We start from the raw sequence: 17,077 nt of genomic DNA on the forward strand, positions 1-17,077 counted from the left end.
CCTATTCATGCAAGGTTACATTTTGTGTAGCTTTGTTTGAATAGGGGCTTTTTTGTTTTAGGAGGTGAACAAGTGGAAGATACAAAAAGAATCTATCAGTTTAACAACAAAAGAGTGTGGATCACTAACAAAGATGTAGACCTTCTTCATCTTGTTTGGAAACATAGGGTAGTAAGTTTATCGCAGGTTCAATTTTTTCTTCGCCACAAGTATCAGGATAAGGAAATGGCCATTTACCAAAAACTATTAAAATGGCACAACATAAACATCATCACTACAGAAGCATATACAGACGGTAACACTCCTTATAAATGTGTTCGAATTGCTAAGAATGGGTTAGAGATATTGAAGAGCGAGGGAGTAGTTGTAACTCCATCCTATAACTATAAAAATGTAAAGATACCAAAGCATGCCACAGCTGACCATTTCTTCGGAACAAGGGAAGTCATTATTCGATTAATGTTAATAGCGGAGAAAAAGGGGTTTTCGACCTTTGATTCGATCCCACCATCTGAATTACCTTATAACAATCAAGAAGAAGTAAAGGCGATGGAACAGCATGTTACTCCTGGAGCAAAATTAACCCCAATGGTCATTCCAGATTGGATCGTCTTTAGTGAAAAGGCTATTCTCAATATCGAGTCCGATACGGGCTCCGAGTTTTCAGAGGCCATTATAGAAAAGGTAAAGAGATATGTTCAATACGTAGAACAGGGTTTGGAGAGCATTGACCACCATGTACTCATTGTGCCTCCCGATTCTAAGGATGATGATATTCTTTGCTATGTAAAATCTCCACCTAAAGATCGGAGTAAAAGAGTTGGTACACTAAAGGATTACATTATGAGAGTGAGTGCACACTTGGTACCCAATCTCCATTTTCACGTGGTGTCCTCGAGTCGTTCTGGGAAAGTGGCTTATGACATCCTTTCAGGTAACTATATGAACCATTCGGAACTAGCAACAAAAATCGTTGATGCCTTCCGAGTGAATCGTAGCTTGGCGGATGAAGTGGTTGAAGTAGAACCGGGTGAGATTTATCCACCTAATATTGAGCAAGCCATGTATGCTGATAAACAACTGATAATTAAGAAGAAGGAGGGGACTTCTAAATTAGTCTTAGTGAAGGTAATGGATGAGGGCAGTGTTAAATCATTGGATGAATTATCTTTTCTAAATTACGTAGTAGAGAATAACCTCCTAGGCAGAGAAATAGATGAAGTCCTTGCTGTTTATGCCACTGATGATGAACTCTATACAGATACATTAGGGGAGAGATGGAACCTCAAAAAAATATTGTTCACTTCGTTACAACAATTAAATAAAAACGGGAAAAGCGGAGCTGCTTTCTATCGTTCTACTAAACCGTTAAAGAAAAGTAGGTGTTCACTGTATGAAGGATAAACTACTTCCTAAATTGCCGCTAATAACGGTATCGGTCTTAGGAACAGTATCTGTATTCTTAACCATCCGAGCGATGTTCAACTATTTCTTTTTAATGGTTGGACAGTTTATGGGTGTGATTCCGATGTTCATCTTATTCGGAGATCCAACTTCACCAGGTCGAATAGGATATTGGCTATCCGCACTCGTACTAATTGTTGGCTGGTTAGTCAGTACAAAATTCAAGAAGTTTCAAGTACCAAAATGGCGAGTTGCATGGTTCCTCAATATGGCACTAGGGATGCTCTTCTACTTTCTATGGATGGTATCCGCTCCTGTTTATAATTCGCTGTTGCCGTACCTAGGAAATCGGATCACTTCTATGGACGTAAGTAATATATGGTTATCTGTTGCTGTAGGAGACACGAATACGCTGTTACTTACCATCATGTTCATTCCTACAGCTGTTACTTTGGTAAGTATGATGTGGCTAGCAGGGCAATATTCTCAATACTCAAAGGATTTGAATGAAGCATTTTGGGAATTTGAGTTCAAGAATGCCCATTTGCAAAAACTATTTAAGTTAGAGAAGAAAGAACATTGGCCGGACGTTGTTCTTGGTCCTTCCTCTGAAACAAAAGAGTTAATCGTTCAGCCAGGGAGAGACCGTACATTAAATAATATAATCATAGGTTCGATTGGAACGGGGAAGACAGCTGCGTTGGTATTACCTATTATTAATCAGGACTTACACTGGATGACCCGCTTCATCAATGACTATCCAAATTTATATAAACGAGAGGATTATGATAGTGAAGAAGTAAAGGGGATGTACTTAAACGGCATAAGTGTTATTGAACCTTCTAACGATTTGTGTCAGAAAGCTTTTCAGTTGGTTAAGGCTCATGGGATACCTGAAGAGTCTGTTTTTTACATAGACCCCACGAATCCTAACACTCCGAGCATTAATCCAATGCAAGGACCCGTTGATAAAGTAGCTGAAGCCTTTGCTATGGTTATTGAAGGGTTAGCGGAAGATGGTGGAGGAGGCAATGACTTCTTCAAACAGAGTGAAAGAAACCATCTAAAGCATTATATCTATCTATTAAAGCTGCATGATCCTGAGCAAGAAGTTACGTTTGATATGTTATTAAAGATGTACGATAATTCAAACCTTGTTCGGAACATGCACGTGAAATTAAAGAAGCAGATACCTACTAACATTAATGACATTGAAGATAGAGACAAAAGAAACCATTGGGCAATCGTTAAGCAAATTGACGAATGGTTTGATTCAAACCTTCTCCCTCGTACTGAGAGAGCAGGTAGCGGAAATGTTCCTAAACTAATCCCAGAAGGGGAATATAGAGGTCAACAAGAATTCTACGATGCCAAGGCAGAGTATGTTCAAGGACTTAGAAATATTCTTAACGACATCGGGGCTAACCCATTGATTCGTAGAGTACTATTCGGAAAGTCAGATTTTGATTTTGATAAACACCTAGAGTCCGGAGGCGTACTCTTAGTCAACACCGCTAAGGGGGAGATGGCCGGTCTATCGAACATTCTAGGGAAATTGGTGCTTCTGAGTTTACAAAATGCTGTATTTAGAAGAAAGCCAAATACATCGACGTTTCATCATATAATCTGTGACGAATTCCCTGATTACATTTACGCTCCATTTCGTGAATTTCCAGCTCAGTCGCGTAAGTATAAGACGATCATTACCGTTGTTGCTCAGACCATTGCACAATTAGCAGATAAATATGGGGAAACGTATATGCACACCTTGTTAGGTACCCTTCGACACAAAATGGTATACGGAGATATTCCTGATTTTGATGCTCAGTTATTTTCAAAAATCTTTGGTGAAGCGGAAAAGTTTGAAGAAGGAATCCAAGAGCAAGCGGTTAGTCCACTTCAAGAAAAGCCGATGCTTCGTATGGGTAACACATATACAAAGGCAAAAGAAGCGATTCTATCACCAAACGATATCATTTTCCAAAAGCCTTTCCAGTGTGCTGTTAAGATCGTAGCGGAGAATAAGCCTGTCCCTGTGGTACAAATCGATGCAAACTTTGTTCCTAAGGATGAATTTAAAGAAGCGGTAGTATACGTTGATGAAGAGGCAGCTTCCATATGGTTAGAGAATCGTAGAGGAATTGTGCTTCAAGAGGATACCGAGCTTTTAGAAGAGTTTGAGGTTCTTGAGGAGGAAGAGGTAATTGAGGAAGATTCTGTTGAGAAAGAACCTCTACTTGTCTTCCCAGGAAAAGAGCAACCTGTTGATCTTGATTCTCTTTATTCGAGACCATCAAAACCTGAACCTATGGTATTACCAAAACAGAGTGAGGAGATACCAGAAAAGGAACCTATGGTTTTTGAGAAGACGTTAGAATCTGAATTATCTACTATCGAGGAAGAGTCCTTATCACATTTAGATATAGAAACACCTCAACCCTCAAAGGGAAGAGGTGTAACAAAAGATGCCGAAGTATCCGCTCCTGTTGTGGTTCAATCAGACAAGGGTTCAACTCCTTCTCCTATAAATCACTTAGCTAAAAGGAGAGCTGCGGTTACAGAATTAGGTTCACAGCAAAAGCAATTAGAAGATGAATTGTTAAAGTCTCTTGAGGAAGTAGAACCTAGTGAACCAACCTCTCACGTACCAGAATCAGTTACGCATGAGGAAGTAGCATCTGCAAAAGAGCAAACTAAACAAGGAAAGAGCGGTTTCCTTACATTTACTGAAATTGATGATTAATCGAAAATAGGTTATAACTGATTTGGTATCCCTATGGATGAGGGGTATTAAAGAAAGGAGAAACAAATGAATAAGATCAAAAAGTGTAGATTCAATATGAAGAAGGTAAAGGTCAAGCTTTATCTAGCAGGTAATGAGTTCGCAGCAACTGCTAAGGATGAATTGTTCTTTGTAGATAAGTGTTACGCCAATACTCCTGAAATGGCAAAGGAGATAGCATTGGAAAAGATTCAGCAGTACTATTTAGATGATATTCAGTTACAAAACAAATATAAAAATAAAGATAGTATTAAGGACATAGCAAGGTAAACGACTGGACTCACCGATTTAGGTGAGTCTTTTTAATGACATCGCACAATCTTTATCACGATACTGTTATTATGGGTATTAAATAAGGGCGCTGTTAAATTAAAGAGATCCTGCTATCAATGTGAATAAAGGAAGGTGAAAGCTATTCCTCTTTCACGGAGACTAAATATTAAATGAGGATGAAGAATGTGAATTTATTAAATGCATTTAAACGAAAAAATGTGATTGTTATCGAGGAACCTAAATGGGGCCCCCGTTTACGGAAGGCATGGGAAGACACCTTTGTCAGTCACCTTAGTACATCTGAAAAGGAATCTATTTACCTATATGACGATAAAGATGGTGCATGTGGTTTCTTATGGCATGTATTTAGTTATGAAAGGTTGAGATGCTTGGAGAACAAACAAGCGGATGAAGCTTTTAATCTAGTGGAAAAAAATCATGCTATATTTTTTTTCAACACTCAGACCATGCTTATATATTGGAGAATGCACAAGACTTAAAAGCTAGTGACCTGCAATTTGAAGAGGATATAGACGAAAAGGATTTGTACGTAGTTGATACCAAGTTTAATTGGACATACGTAATAACCCATGAAAAGGAAATGTTGGGTCCATATTTTGTTAAAAAAGAGAGGTAATTGTAAACCAAGCCCGCTGTGTTCTTAAGCGGGCCTTATTTTTATCGAAACATTCCCGTTTGGGCTTCTTGAGCCATGCGTACTAATCGTTTGGTAATTTCCCCACCAACAGATCCATTTGCACGCGCTGATGTTTCGGCTCCAAGCTGTACCCCAAACTCTTGTGCAATCTCAAATTTCATTTGCTCTAGTGCTTGTTCTGCTGCTGGAACTAAAAGTTGATTGTTATTGTTGCTTCTTGCCATGATTGCTCATCTCCTATTATTTCATTGTAGTACACTATTATCATGGAAAAGGAAGATTAAATTATTCGTACCATTCACATGGTAAGTTATGGGATAATCAATTTATCTTTAAATACCTAAAGCAAAGGAGGGAACCGATATATTTAATTCACCAGCTTTAGATTTTCTTATGTTGATTGCAGTTATCATCGTCTTAATGACGATATTAATAATGATTAATGACGTACAGAAAAGAAATAAGGCTCTTTTAGAGTTAGAAGAAAAATTGAGTAAGGCAGGAATTAATGAGATTGATGAAATGACAGGGGTAGAGTTTGAACACTACCTATCTATCCTTTTAAAAAAATACGGATACCAGGTAAGAATTACCCCAGGTTCAAATGATTTTGGAGCAGACCTAATTCTAGAGGGAAGCGAACGCGTTGTGGTTCAAGCCAAAAGGTATAAGAGGAAAGTGGGTATTAAAGCTGTTCAAGAAATTAATTCAGCTAGAACCTACTATAAGGCAAAAGAAGCTTGGGTAATAACAAATAATTATTTTTCATCCCAAGCGATGGAATTAGCTGATTCTACAGGTGTTAAGCTTTTTGACCGTAACGAGTTGGTTAATTTGATACTCCTGATTTCTACTAATTCTTCATCAAGCAGAATAGCTGAGTAATGCACTTATATGAAAGGAAAGAGTGATTTAAATGCACAGTTACATAGAGAGAAGAACAAAATCTATTCTAAGTACACTTTACAATTTTCTAGAATATGATTTTACATCACAAATTACACCCTTTGATGATAAAGAAGATGAAGCTGTCATTATCATTTCACCTGAAAATGTATTTTCTTATAATCAAGAGCGTTTATATATTTTCGTTTCGAAAGAATATCTACGTTTCTATTTGCCAGATGTCATTTCTTTTGAAGATGGTTGTGAAGTTGACTTTGAATTCTTAAATGAACTAAATATTTACTGTGACCATTTAAAATTAACCACGAATGAAGAAGGAAACGTAATTGCAGAAAAGCTAGTTTATACTGGAGAGTTTTTAATTGACCTTGCTCCTATGCTCTTGATCATAAACTTTAAAAACTTTGTAAAAGAGATTGATAAGCTTTTAGAAAGTTTCTCAAACGTTAAGGACTTTGAAGACCGGATAGCTCCTTCACCAGAGAAGTACACAATACCCATATCTAGTGCGGTAGAATTATTAGGAGTAAGTAAAACTACAGTTACAAACTGGGTGAATACCGGCACAATTGAAGCATTAAAAATTAAAGGGAAATGGTTGCTAAATCAAGAATCATTGCAAAGATTCAAGATTCAGTGGGATAAGGGCTTTAAACAATCAGACTGAACATTCTATTACGCTTACTTTCATAGGACTATATTAGTGTAAATACAAAAATTGATATTGAATTATTCGTAAGGGTGTTATACACTCTAGGTAAGAATTAATGAACGAATAAATGAATAACGAGAATGGGAAGACCCCAAAAACGGAGTAGTCACTTTTGACTGCTCTGGTTTTTGGGGTCTTTTTGCGTTGTTATTGGTTTATTCTACAGCATATTTAAATACAGGAGGAATTACCAATGGCTGAATTAACAATAAAATCATGGTCTAACGATACGCAATTAGAAGACCTAGCAAGATTTAAAAGAGACAGAGAGGTTGTTCGTGGTGTTGTTACCTCTATCTCAATGATTAAAGACAAAGAAATTGCTTTCCTTATGTTAGAAAATGGAGTAACTGCTTATTGCCCAGCAGACGAGTTCTCTGCACATGAGTTCCGCTCTTTAAATGGATTTGCTGGTACAATGCAAGAATTTATTGTAACGAATCTAGATTTAGACCAAGAAGTTGCGATTGTAAGTATCAAGCAAGCGGATGAGATGAAAAAGGCAAAATTCTTAAGCCAATTAGAAGTGCTAGAGCAATCAGAACTTCTACATACATTTGAGTTTGACGGAGTAGTTACTGGAATCAACTCAAAGAACCGTAACATTTTCGTCCGTATTAACGGGGTAGACGCTGTGATGTATCCGAGTGATTACAGTTGGGACCGCGGTCGCAGAATCGAAGAACAGGTTCAGCGTGGAGAAAAGATTAAAGTAAAAGTAATCCGCTTTAACAAAGAAAGCAATATGATTCGTGTATCACGTAGACACACCTTGGAAGATCCTTTCGTGAAATTAGAAGCTCTTCAACATCACAGTGCGGTAGCAGGGAAAGTAACAGGGGTTGACCCAGTGCACGGTATCTTCATTCAGTTGGATGTTGGCCTTGAAGTGAAAGGGGTTAAGCCAAATCAGTTAGAGGAACCAATCGTTGGTGATATCGTTTCTTGTCGTGTACGCAGCATTGATAAAGAGAAGCGTCAAGCAAAGGTAGTCATTACCGGTTATCCGAGGGGTAAAAAGAAGCGCAAAGACGTAGGAGCTTTCTTGTTTGAGTAATGGAAACATTAGCACAAGACCTCGTTCCTTTTGACGAGAATCTAGAAGCCAACTATTACACCACTAAAAAAGGTGAACTACCCTTGTGGGATCACCCCTTCCTAAAAGGTAGCAAGGTCTTGCCGAAGAAGTATTATCCGATTACGAACTTGGAACGTGCAGTTGAACACCTTTCAAGGGGATTAATAGATGAGAATGATTTTATGATCTTAAAAGTATTAGGTGACGCTATCTGCGCCAATGAAAACCAGCTTAGAAGATACTTAGAACCTAAATTAAGTCACTCTCAAACTTCTACCAGGTTAGACCGAATGAGAAGATATGGTTTCGTCGATCGTTGGAAGGTCCGAATTAGAGGACAAGAAGAGACAGTGAAGCCTCCCGCTCCTTATTCATTAGGAATGGCGGGCTTCAAACTACTAAAGCATTATTATAACTCCGAATTCTTTATGGATGCGAATCGTTGGGATGCTCTGGGTATTGGAGGAATCAAACGATATGTGTCAGTAAATGAGCTGCGTTGCACCATGATAGAGATGAGAATTTTAAAGCAATGGAAATGGAATCCTGTTATCGCCAATCACCATAAAAATCACCGTCCTCTTGGAGTCGGACTTGTTGAAACTCCACAAGGTAATGTGAATTTTATTATGGATCGGGTACAGAGTACACAAGATTTTATTGGTTACTTTAAAGACCGTCTTTACAATTGGAAAAAGATATATGAACGATATGGTGAACTGCCTATATCAGAGTTCCCTGATCATCCATCTTATGTCATTCTATTTGCTTCAACACTCTCAGTGGCCAACCAGCTTCACAAAGAATTAATGCTTGATACATACCCGTTTCCAATATGGGTATGTGTAGAAGAAGATTTACTTGAGTCTGGTTTCAATACTTCTTTCTATATCCCAACAAGCGAGAAGCTAAAGCGGATTCAGATTGATTTCTAAGGGAGTGAACAAATGACTAAAACCATGTTAACAGATACTCAATTATTAACGGGGAATTTATTCAACCACTGTTTATCCACCTATCAACACTCCCTTAGAGTAGGTGATGAATTATATCGATTTGCATCTTATTTGAACCTTGAGAATATAGAATCAGTCTATATTCTCGGGGTTTTGCACGATATTGGAAAACTCAACATACCTCATGTTCTTCTCAATAAAAAAGATCGATTGACCGAAAAGGAATTTAAGCACATCCAACTCCATACCGAGTATGGAGAGCGTATTGTAGAAGGACTCAAACATCTACCAAACACGTATTCATTAATAGTTAAGTTTCATCATGAAAATTTTGATGGAACTGGTTATTATGGCTTAATAGGAAAAGAGATTCCCCTACTAGCAAGAATGATCAGAATTATTGATTCTTACGACACTATGTTATACGGTCGTATCTATCAAATCCCTAGAACTCAAACAGAAGTCATCCAAGAACTATTCACTCTTAGAGGTAAACAATTTGACCCGGAACTTGTTACGGATTTTCTTAGTTTTCTAAAACAAAGATATTCCATACAATTACAATATGGCACTTGAATATCTATGTTTTTAATGGTACTATAATACTAGCCTATAGCTCTGTTTTTTAACAAAAACAGCAGCCCTTTTTAATGTTTTATAGATTATCCTCTAAGCGATTAGGGGATATGAAAATAGGAATTTAAGACAAATTATATATACAACGGGAAATACCCGAGACCGCTTATCGAAGCAATCATATGTACCTTGTACATGGACTGTTTTGGTAGGTTGAGTTTCGGGTATTTTTTTGTTTCTCAGGAGTGAATACCATGGTGAAAGTACTTATTGCAGTAGGGGACAAATCATATACGGACATCCTCACAGAAACTTTCTCTCAACATACAGACTACTTCACATTATCTTCCCAGGAAGTGCTTCACCGGCGGTTTCTAGAAGAAATAGTTGAATTGGAAAAGCCAGATATGCTGGTAATCCACGACTACTATCTAGAAAGTGATTTTACAAGAGACGAAATGAAGGAACAAGAACTAGCTACTTTCTTTAGAAAGCTAAGGGTTGAATATGATGATTCCATAAGAATAGTATTCTTATGCGAAAGACCAAAAGGTGATCCTTTCCTTTCTTCTCTGGTTAGTATGGGGATTCTTGATATCTTCAATAGCAATGCTTTTGATTTAGACGAATTTATCCAACAATTAAAGGATAAACCTCGTTTTGCCAAGGTAGAAAAGTTTCTCGTTTCCATTGTTCCACATACAACTACTATTCCAGTAGCGGAAGAGGAAGTAAACGAAGATGAAGAGGCGGAAGAAGATTCACCTAAAAAAGACAGAAAAGAAAAGACAGAAAAGCAAGTCGTTCAAAAGGTAATCGAGAAAAAGGTTGTCCAAAAGGTAGTTAATAAGAACGTAATTAAAAGAGATTATACCGTTCAGGTTCATAACCATACGGAAAAAATCGTTGGTATTCCAATAAAAAAGAAACTAGTCATGATAGGGAGTCCCATACAGCGTAGCGGAAGCACTTTCGTTTCTCATTTGTTAGCACGAACGCTGACCCAAATGGGAGTACCAACTACATACGTGGAAAGCCCTTTTTCAAATGCTTATACCTACGACCGCTTTTTTGGAACGGAACATGCATCTGATTATCGTAGCAAGTTTTATCAGTTTAGCAAGTACATTGATCCAAAGGTAAAGAGTGTTTTTGACTGGAATAAATTTGACGTGGATATCATCTGTAAGCATCCAACCAATGAACCAGTATACCAAGAAGATGAAGTTGCTTTTGAAAGCTTAATCAAAGTGTTATTCTCCTCCTCTTCGTCTGTAACCATTATGGATGTAGGTACGGATTGGGAGTATGAACTTTTCCAAGATGTGTTTGATATCGCTGACCATGTGTACTTTGTTTTTGAACCAGATATTCCGTTTATCCAGTACTTTGAGGAAACAAAAGATGACCGCATTTCCTTCATGAGAGATAAGTTATCCAGTGAGAAATCTGCCATTATCGGCAACCGCTTTGATAAGCCAACTTTAGAAAGTGCGCTGATTCAAGATATGTATAAGGACAAAATCATAACCAGTATTCCTGTTTTTCCAGTTAAAGAAGTTTTTCAGGCTCAGCTTGAAGGGAAATTTCTAAATGAGTATAAAGAGAGCCAAAAAAGAATGGAATTACACCTTCAACCGCTGTTAGAGGAGATCCTGCCTGGAGAATTCTTAAAAAAGCACCGTAAGGGAACAGGGCTATTTAAGGGATTATTTAATAAGAACATAACGATTGAGAAGAAAGAGAGCAAACTTACAGAAGGAGAGGAACAAAAGATATGAAACCCGCAGTTCAAATAGGTTCGGGTATCTTCTTATCACTTGCGACCATTGGTTTAATCTTCACTTATGACTTCTATATTAAAGAAAGAATCGACAGTGAACAGGTGGTCGTGGTTAAGCCGGGTGAGGAGATTAAGAAATCCGAAAGAATTACAGAAAATAAACTCATTATTGAAAGACGAGCCAAAGATACCTTAATCAAAGACGTCATTTACGCAGACCAGTTGAAAGAGATTGTAGGTAGAGACGCTAAACAAGATCTACTAGGTAACTCGATGGTATCTGAAAAGATGATTGATTACGACTTAATGGTTCCTGATGCTGCAGAAGGGGAAGCCATTCGTCCAATCACAGGAGATATGATTTATGCCCAACCGGGATCGTTGAGAAGGAAAGACATTATCGATATTTATTTAGTTAATCCAGATGGAACAGCAAGCTTTATGCAAAGCGGCCCTAGTCAAGTTTCTTCTGAAGAAACAGATACCACTACTGATACAACCGATGAAGCTACTACTCCTATTGAAGAAAAGCAAATTATGAATACAAAGCCCTTCCTAAAGAATGTTCGTGTAGCTTACGTAAAGGACTCAGGAAACAAAGAGGTTGTTGCTGCTGAGGAAGGTACAAAAACGGATAGCCGCTTAAATGCTACATCGCAAATCAGTGACATTGAACTTATCTTAAATGAAGAAGATTTTACAAAGCTTATGACTGAGGTTCTTACGAAAGGATCCAAACTATATATCACTTATCAATAATAAGAAAGGAGAATTCAAGTGGAGATTGCGATTATATCTAAAAATTCCATGTATAAAGAGTTGTTTGATAAGCATGAAGAAGTCACCACATGTCTTGTTTGGGACCAAGTAAAGGATGCAACGATTGAGTTAGGAGCAATCATCCTGGATGGTGAAATATTCGATATTCATCAACTCCCTACATTGAGGGAGAAGTATCCTCAAACTCCGGTTTTCTTTAAACCTCACACCATCAATAGTGATGTAATCATGAGGAATCTTACTCGTTTATGTGCTGCGCATAAAGTGAAGATGCTAAGCGAGTACAATACTTGGGAGCAAACGGTTGAAGAAATCATGAATCAATTGACTGATCGTGAAAGTTTCCTTTCCAAAAGATTAATTGGATTCTTTGGTACTCATAGCGGTTCAGGTGTTTCTACGACGGTTCTAAACGTAGCTCGTTCCCTATCGCAAAGGGTAGAGGAAAAGGTCTTGGTTCTCAGTTTAAACAGTTGGGACCCCGCGGATTACTTTTACGATTATAACGGTCAATATCTCAACGATTTAAAAATTGACCTTAAAACAGGGAGTATATCACCCGCTCGACTACAAGAAGCCGTTAGTAAACAGAGCTCCTTCTATCATTTAGCTGGTAATCGGGATATTAAGATGCAACGATTCTTTCAGCCTCATGAGATTCAAAATCTTATAAAAGTCGCCCAAGAGATATTTGATGTCATTCTTATTGATGCTGGCACTCACTTTGATACAGCACCAACGATTCAGTCTTATTTATCTAGTAATCTAAAGTTTTTAGTGGCTACTCAAGAAGAAAAAGGATACAGAGGGTACTTCCCTTATGTCTATCAGCAGTTAATTGAACCAATCGGTGGAAAGTCAGAAGACTTTATGTTGGTGGTAAATCGATTCCAACCAGCTAACACTCTCATTAATGAACGAGCACTCGAAGAAGAGTTAAATATGACAAGAGTAGTTACCATTCCAGATATGGGGGAGCTAGGAACAATCGCATCCGCTCAAAAAAGACTTTTATATGATTCAAGCGAGTCTCTCTATACAAAAAATATTGATTTACTATCGAACCTCATCATCTCTGAGTGTCGATTAAAAGAAAAAGAACTGGTTCTAGATGGAACAAGAGAAAAGCGCAAAGGCTTCATGAGCATATTCAAGTAAAGAGGAGGGATAAGCGTTGAAACAACTAGAACAAGAACTAGGAATTGAGAAACCGTTTAGTACCTCTGATATGCTTGCGAAGATCGTAGCGGAAAAGGGTTTAAAAACTGAATTCGTCACAACCTACGCGAGAAAGAAATCCTTCCAACAAATCTGCAAAACCATTCGTGAAGAGTTAGACCACATCATTATTGATGGAGTAGCAGACAGCAAAAAGAATCAAACGGAAGATGGATTAGCTCTTAAAGACCAAGATAGTTGGTTAGACCGTCAGCACAGAGCGGTTATCGGAGACCAAGAAGCTATGTCGTACTTTATCAATCAAATTAACGAGGTACTTCGAAAACATAACATCACAACAAAAGAATACCCATCTTTTTATGATTCTCTAGCAGAAGCAATTTTTCATGAAGTATGGGGTATGAGCATACTTCATAAATGGGACAAGCTCCCGTTTAGTGAAGCAGCGGTTATTCGTGGCAAACAATTATGGATTGATGAAAACGGACAGTTTAAGAAACAAAATGAAGAGTTCGAGAGTCTTGAAGCGGTTGAACGAATTAAACGTGCGTTTACTATGCGTATCAAGGATGCAGTAATTAATGAGCAAACTCCGGAGCTAGAAATTGAGCGTGAAGATGGTTCTCGTATCACGATGATACAAAAACCAAGAGGAAAAGAAAACTATATCATGTTTAGACGATTTGTTGTTCAAAACATGAGTCTGGAAGAACAGGCTCAACGTGGAACGATCTTAACAGATGATATTCCTTTCTTCCGAGCCTTAGCTAGATCGATGGCCAATACCATTTTCGCAGGTCGTGTTCGATCCGCTAAGTCTACTTTTATGAAAACGATGATTCGAGAACGAGATTCATCATTCGTTGCAGCCGTCATGGAGAAACACTTTGAGTTAGGATTATCGCAACAGTTTCCAGAACGATTAATCTTTGAAATCCAAGCCAAAGAGGGAGATTTACACCATGCGGTACCAAGACTTCTTCGTATGGAACATGACTACATAGTAGTTGGGGAGATTCGTAGCTTAGAAACAGAAGGTTATTTGCAAGCATGTGAGAGAGGAGAACGTGGAGCAGTATCGACCTACCACTTAACTACTGTTGAAAATGTGGTTCCTCAGATCACGAGACATATTCTAGATGAGTTTCCTAACCGAAACTTTGATAATGAATTACAGCGTGTAGCAAGTAACATCGACATTATTGTAACCATGAGTGCGGATAGAGACCGAAGAAGAAAAAGAGTGATCGGTGTAACAGAGATTATCTGGAACAACGAAACCCGTAAACATTCTACACAAGATCTTATTCGTTATAGTCCTCTTACAGATAAGTACTATTACTCATCAAAGATTAGTCGTGATCTATTGAAGTTGATGGCTGATGAAAGTTTGGAAGATACAAAGATTCTTTTAAATCATTTGAAGTGGAAAGAGAAGGATTCTCCTATGTCTGACTACGAGAAGATAAAAGATCATATTGTAGACCACCTGCTAGGAGATGATGAAATTGGATGATTTAACGACTTGGTTTTGGCAAATAGGAGTCAACTTTTTCCTTTATGCACTTCTAATTGTCATAACATTATGGACTTCCAAAAACATTATGCTCGCTCCATTGAAGGATAAGTACACGCAATGGAATTACCGCTATCGAATAAGGAAAATTCAAAGCAAAACCCTTGTTACTAAGGGTACGGAATATAATAATCGCTTTCTCAGGCATTTGAATTTATTAATCCGAACAACTAGAGAAGAGAGAAATGAATTTGATGTGACAGCCTTCCTAATTCTATCTGGTTTGCTTGGGGTATCAGTCGGAATGTTTATCCTTATCTCCTTTGGAGATATATTGGTTTCCGTTATATTCGGAGTCTTATTGTCGATGATCCCTTACTTATTCTTACGAATGAGGTTAAGTAACATTCGCTTTGCAATGGGAGAAGAGTTCTTATCTATCGTGCAAGAACTAACACAAAACTATAATGCCATGCACTACGATATGTACCATGCACTAAATGAAACGCAAAAAACGGTGAAGAATCCTGTATTAAGAAAGGTTCTTGTCAAACTTATTTCAGACTTGCAAGTTTCTAGAAATGAACAAGAGCTAAAAGAAACTATTAAGGTATTTACCTATACAGCTGGAACCAGTTGGAGTAAGCGCCTAGGTAGTATTATTCTAAAATCCTATCTTTATAATGAGAAAGTCTTAAATGCTCTTATGGTATTAAACAAGCAAATGGAAGAGACTGCTGAAATGCTTGAAGAAGAACATTCACAAACATTAGACCATGTATATAATGGCTATCTTACTCTACCGGTATTTTTCCTTGCACTTGTACTCGGATACGTTACATCAGGAGCTCAGGATTGGTTTAAATTACAGTTTGGAACCAGTTGGACCATTTTATTATTCTCGTTATCTCTTATAGGGGTTGTTTTTTCTCTAATTATTTCTGTCTTCCTTAAGAGACCGAAAAATGACTTGTAAGAAAGGAGTACGTTATGGCTAGTCAAGTAATGCTGTTTAAAATTTTACCTTACATCATCTATATCGTGGCCATTATCCTTTCGTCTATAGCAGGCATTTTGGTGTATACAGGGTTGACTTCGAATGTTGAGAGAATTCAACACAGGATAAGGATCCGTACCAGTATAGCTAAAAGCAAAGAAAAGGTGATTGAAGGGACAAAGAGTTCTAAAGCGGAGGAGTGGTTAAGTAAAGCTCAGTATCCGTTAGGTTTAACAGGGACAAGGTATTATTTCTTTTTAGGTGGATTTGTATTTTTTCTTTTCATCTATTATGTAGTTGGTCCTGTCCTTATAAATGGGGGAACAACCAGAGAAACTATGATAGCTGCTGTAGCAATTCTAGTAGTTGGTCTACTTGGTTCTCCTAGCTTTCCGTTTTCTTTATTTGTCTATACGATGAAGCGTGTCATTGATTATCACAATGCGAAGAAACATGCTGAAGTATTCATGCTTTATGACCTATTAATCAATGAAATTGAGATGATGAATGTTAATAAACTCAATACATACAACGTGTTGAGAAATATAATGCCATATTTTGATGTTTTAGAGAAACCTTTTACGATTCTTTTAACAAATTGGAGTAATAGTGAAGGACCAAAGGTAGCATTAGATAAATTTGGAGATGAACTGAATTCTAAAGAAGCCCATGCTCTTATCGGAGTGATAAAAAATCTTGATGATGTGAGCAGAGAAACGGCTCTTGGCCATCTTCGAGGAATGCACAATATGTTCGTTAAATCCCAAATTGAAAACTACCGAAGGAAAAGAAAAGTTACTACAGACCTGCTTGGAATACCCATTAAGGCGACTCATTTCATAATTATTTTGAACTTCTTAGTAGTGGTCGTTACCATGGTTTCAATGATATTAAAAACTTCTAGAATGTAACCTAGTTTACTCGAAAGGGGGTGAGTCGAATAAATAGTTCGTTAAGCACTTTTATGAAGATAGCTATAACCGCAGTCACCATTTCGGCTTTCATATTCGGTGCCATGTACGTGGTAATGAATGATCTTTCAGGTGATGTTGACGATTATATAACCCAAAGCGGGTAGATGGGGGAATCTCAAATGAACAAGTCTCTATCAACCTTTATGGTTATTGCTTCTGTTGCCGGAATTATGGTTTTTTTACTTTTCGGTACAGTTTATGAAGCACTAAACAGCAAGAATACTCATCACGAAGATATGATGAAAACGGAGCATCAACTAAAATTTAAAAACTAAAACAACCAAATTGGAGGAAACAAAAAATGAATCAAACATTATCTACTTTCTTAAAAATCGGGATCACAGTAATCAGTATTTCTGCCTTCTTATTCTTTATTGGTTACAACATGATTGGATCTGAAACAAATGAATATCAAACAGATATTACAAATATGAGTGAAAACTTACCAACTGGTGCTGGTGTAAACTCAAACAACTAATGATTTAGTAAAGAGGGGGAGGAGA

The 17,077-nt window shown here is 37.6% G+C and carries 19 protein-coding genes; 18 read left to right on the forward strand and 1 reads right to left on the reverse strand.

What is annotated here, in order from left to right; all coding sequences use genetic code 11:
* Nucleotides 1–72 precede the first annotated feature (72 nt).
* The 5 genes from MKX65_RS24315 to MKX65_RS27185 all read left to right on the forward strand — a co-directional run bounded on the left by MKX65_RS24315 (nt 73) and on the right by MKX65_RS27185 (nt 5,096).
* Nucleotides 73–1,404 carry a replication-relaxation family protein gene (locus tag MKX65_RS24315; RefSeq protein ID WP_340906447.1) on the forward strand — a complete coding sequence of 444 codons (1,332 nt, stop codon included), beginning with the start codon at nt 73–75 and terminating at the stop codon, nt 1,402–1,404.
* Entirely contained in the window at nt 1,394–4,147 is a 2,754-nt protein-coding gene (locus MKX65_RS24320; RefSeq protein ID WP_340906448.1) for a type IV secretory system conjugative DNA transfer family protein, read from the forward strand. Before MKX65_RS24315 ends, MKX65_RS24320 begins: the two co-directional genes overlap by 11 nt.
* Nucleotides 4,148–4,213: 66 nt before the next feature.
* Complete coding sequence (locus MKX65_RS24325) at nt 4,214–4,456, forward strand: hypothetical protein (RefSeq protein ID WP_340906449.1); 243 nt, start codon at nt 4,214–4,216, stop codon at nt 4,454–4,456.
* A 179-nt stretch (nt 4,457–4,635) separates the two neighbouring features.
* Nucleotides 4,636–4,959 carry a DUF4275 family protein gene (locus tag MKX65_RS24330; RefSeq protein WP_445677969.1) on the forward strand — a complete coding sequence of 108 codons (324 nt, stop codon included), beginning with the start codon at nt 4,636–4,638 and terminating at the stop codon, nt 4,957–4,959.
* Nucleotides 4,938–5,096, forward strand: coding sequence for a DUF4275 family protein (locus tag MKX65_RS27185; RefSeq protein WP_445677961.1), 159 nt, complete (start codon nt 4,938–4,940; stop codon nt 5,094–5,096). The genes MKX65_RS24330 and MKX65_RS27185 overlap by 22 nt, the downstream gene beginning before the upstream one ends.
* Nucleotides 5,097–5,137: 41 nt before the next feature.
* Here MKX65_RS27185 and MKX65_RS24335 read toward each other — a convergent pair whose 3' ends face one another.
* Nucleotides 5,138–5,341, reverse strand: a complete 204-nt coding sequence (locus tag MKX65_RS24335; protein ID WP_340906450.1) for an alpha/beta-type small acid-soluble spore protein — start codon at nt 5,339–5,341, stop codon at nt 5,138–5,140.
* 169 nt (nt 5,342–5,510) lie between these two features.
* On the opposite strand from MKX65_RS24335, the gene MKX65_RS24340 reads away from it, so the two are divergent.
* The 13 genes from MKX65_RS24340 (at nt 5,511) to MKX65_RS24400 (ending at nt 17,052) form a co-directional block, all read left to right on the forward strand.
* A complete protein-coding gene (locus tag MKX65_RS24340) occupies nt 5,511–6,002 on the forward strand; it encodes a restriction endonuclease (protein WP_340906452.1) in 492 nt (163 codons plus the stop codon).
* A gap of 31 nt (nt 6,003–6,033) precedes the next feature.
* The gene (locus MKX65_RS24345) at nt 6,034–6,690 is read left to right on the forward strand and encodes a helix-turn-helix domain-containing protein (RefSeq protein ID WP_340906454.1); all 657 of its coding nucleotides are present in this window, start codon (nt 6,034–6,036) and stop codon (nt 6,688–6,690) included.
* 238 nt (nt 6,691–6,928) lie between these two features.
* On the forward strand, nt 6,929–7,792 hold the full coding sequence (locus MKX65_RS24350; protein ID WP_340906456.1) for a S1 RNA-binding domain-containing protein: 864 nt from the start codon (nt 6,929–6,931) through the stop codon (nt 7,790–7,792).
* Nucleotides 7,792–8,748 carry a hypothetical protein gene (locus tag MKX65_RS24355; RefSeq protein WP_340906458.1) on the forward strand — a complete coding sequence of 319 codons (957 nt, stop codon included), beginning with the start codon at nt 7,792–7,794 and terminating at the stop codon, nt 8,746–8,748. The genes MKX65_RS24350 and MKX65_RS24355 overlap by 1 nt, the downstream gene beginning before the upstream one ends.
* 12 nt (nt 8,749–8,760) lie before the next feature.
* Entirely contained in the window at nt 8,761–9,345 is a 585-nt protein-coding gene (locus MKX65_RS24360) for an HD-GYP domain-containing protein (RefSeq protein ID WP_340906459.1), read from the forward strand.
* A gap of 254 nt (nt 9,346–9,599) precedes the next feature.
* Nucleotides 9,600–11,126 (forward strand): hypothetical protein, encoded by a 1,527-nt coding sequence (locus MKX65_RS24365; RefSeq protein WP_340906460.1) that lies wholly within the window; start codon nt 9,600–9,602, stop codon nt 11,124–11,126.
* Complete coding sequence (locus MKX65_RS24370) at nt 11,123–11,887, forward strand: hypothetical protein (RefSeq protein WP_340906462.1); 765 nt, start codon at nt 11,123–11,125, stop codon at nt 11,885–11,887. The genes MKX65_RS24365 and MKX65_RS24370 overlap by 4 nt, the downstream gene beginning before the upstream one ends.
* Nucleotides 11,888–11,905: 18 nt before the next feature.
* Nucleotides 11,906–13,066, forward strand: a complete 1,161-nt coding sequence (locus MKX65_RS24375; protein ID WP_340906464.1) for a ParA family protein — start codon at nt 11,906–11,908, stop codon at nt 13,064–13,066.
* 16 nt (nt 13,067–13,082) lie between these two features.
* Nucleotides 13,083–14,603 (forward strand): ATPase, T2SS/T4P/T4SS family, encoded by a 1,521-nt coding sequence (locus MKX65_RS24380; RefSeq protein WP_340906468.1) that lies wholly within the window; start codon nt 13,083–13,085, stop codon nt 14,601–14,603.
* The gene (locus tag MKX65_RS24385; protein WP_445677962.1) at nt 14,596–15,579 is read left to right on the forward strand and encodes a hypothetical protein; all 984 of its coding nucleotides are present in this window, start codon (nt 14,596–14,598) and stop codon (nt 15,577–15,579) included. The genes MKX65_RS24380 and MKX65_RS24385 overlap by 8 nt, the downstream gene beginning before the upstream one ends.
* A 14-nt stretch (nt 15,580–15,593) precedes the next feature.
* Nucleotides 15,594–16,511 (forward strand): hypothetical protein, encoded by a 918-nt coding sequence (locus MKX65_RS24390; RefSeq protein ID WP_340906471.1) that lies wholly within the window; start codon nt 15,594–15,596, stop codon nt 16,509–16,511.
* A 182-nt stretch (nt 16,512–16,693) separates the two neighbouring features.
* Entirely contained in the window at nt 16,694–16,849 is a 156-nt protein-coding gene (locus MKX65_RS24395) for a hypothetical protein (RefSeq protein WP_340906473.1), read from the forward strand.
* Nucleotides 16,850–16,875: 26 nt separating this feature from the next.
* On the forward strand, nt 16,876–17,052 hold the full coding sequence (locus tag MKX65_RS24400) for a hypothetical protein (protein ID WP_340906476.1): 177 nt from the start codon (nt 16,876–16,878) through the stop codon (nt 17,050–17,052).
* Nucleotides 17,053–17,077: the final 25 nt, after the last annotated feature.

Source organism: Robertmurraya sp. FSL R5-0851 (assembly GCF_038002965.1).
In the GTDB taxonomy this organism is placed as follows: domain Bacteria; phylum Bacillota; class Bacilli; order Bacillales; family Cytobacillaceae; genus Robertmurraya_A; species Robertmurraya_A beringensis.

Coding starts and splice junctions, on each gene's coding strand:
- MKX65_RS24320 (WP_340906448.1), top strand. CDS start 1,394: ATGAAGGATAAACTACTTCCTAAATTGCCGCTAATAACGGTATCGGTC.
- MKX65_RS24325 (WP_340906449.1), top strand. CDS start 4,214: ATGAATAAGATCAAAAAGTGTAGATTCAATATGAAGAAGGTAAAGGTC.
- MKX65_RS24330 (WP_445677969.1), top strand. CDS start 4,636: ATGAAGAATGTGAATTTATTAAATGCATTTAAACGAAAAAATGTGATT.
- MKX65_RS24335 (WP_340906450.1), bottom strand. CDS start 5,341: ATGGCAAGAAGCAACAATAACAATCAACTTTTAGTTCCAGCAGCAGAA.
- MKX65_RS24340 (WP_340906452.1), top strand. CDS start 5,511: ATGTTGATTGCAGTTATCATCGTCTTAATGACGATATTAATAATGATT.
- MKX65_RS24345 (WP_340906454.1), top strand. CDS start 6,034: ATGCACAGTTACATAGAGAGAAGAACAAAATCTATTCTAAGTACACTT.
- MKX65_RS24350 (WP_340906456.1), top strand. CDS start 6,929: ATGGCTGAATTAACAATAAAATCATGGTCTAACGATACGCAATTAGAA.
- MKX65_RS24355 (WP_340906458.1), top strand. CDS start 7,792: ATGGAAACATTAGCACAAGACCTCGTTCCTTTTGACGAGAATCTAGAA.
- MKX65_RS24360 (WP_340906459.1), top strand. CDS start 8,761: ATGACTAAAACCATGTTAACAGATACTCAATTATTAACGGGGAATTTA.
- MKX65_RS24365 (WP_340906460.1), top strand. CDS start 9,600: ATGGTGAAAGTACTTATTGCAGTAGGGGACAAATCATATACGGACATC.
- MKX65_RS24370 (WP_340906462.1), top strand. CDS start 11,123: ATGAAACCCGCAGTTCAAATAGGTTCGGGTATCTTCTTATCACTTGCG.
- MKX65_RS24390 (WP_340906471.1), top strand. CDS start 15,594: ATGGCTAGTCAAGTAATGCTGTTTAAAATTTTACCTTACATCATCTAT.
- MKX65_RS24395 (WP_340906473.1), top strand. CDS start 16,694: ATGAACAAGTCTCTATCAACCTTTATGGTTATTGCTTCTGTTGCCGGA.
- MKX65_RS24400 (WP_340906476.1), top strand. CDS start 16,876: ATGAATCAAACATTATCTACTTTCTTAAAAATCGGGATCACAGTAATC.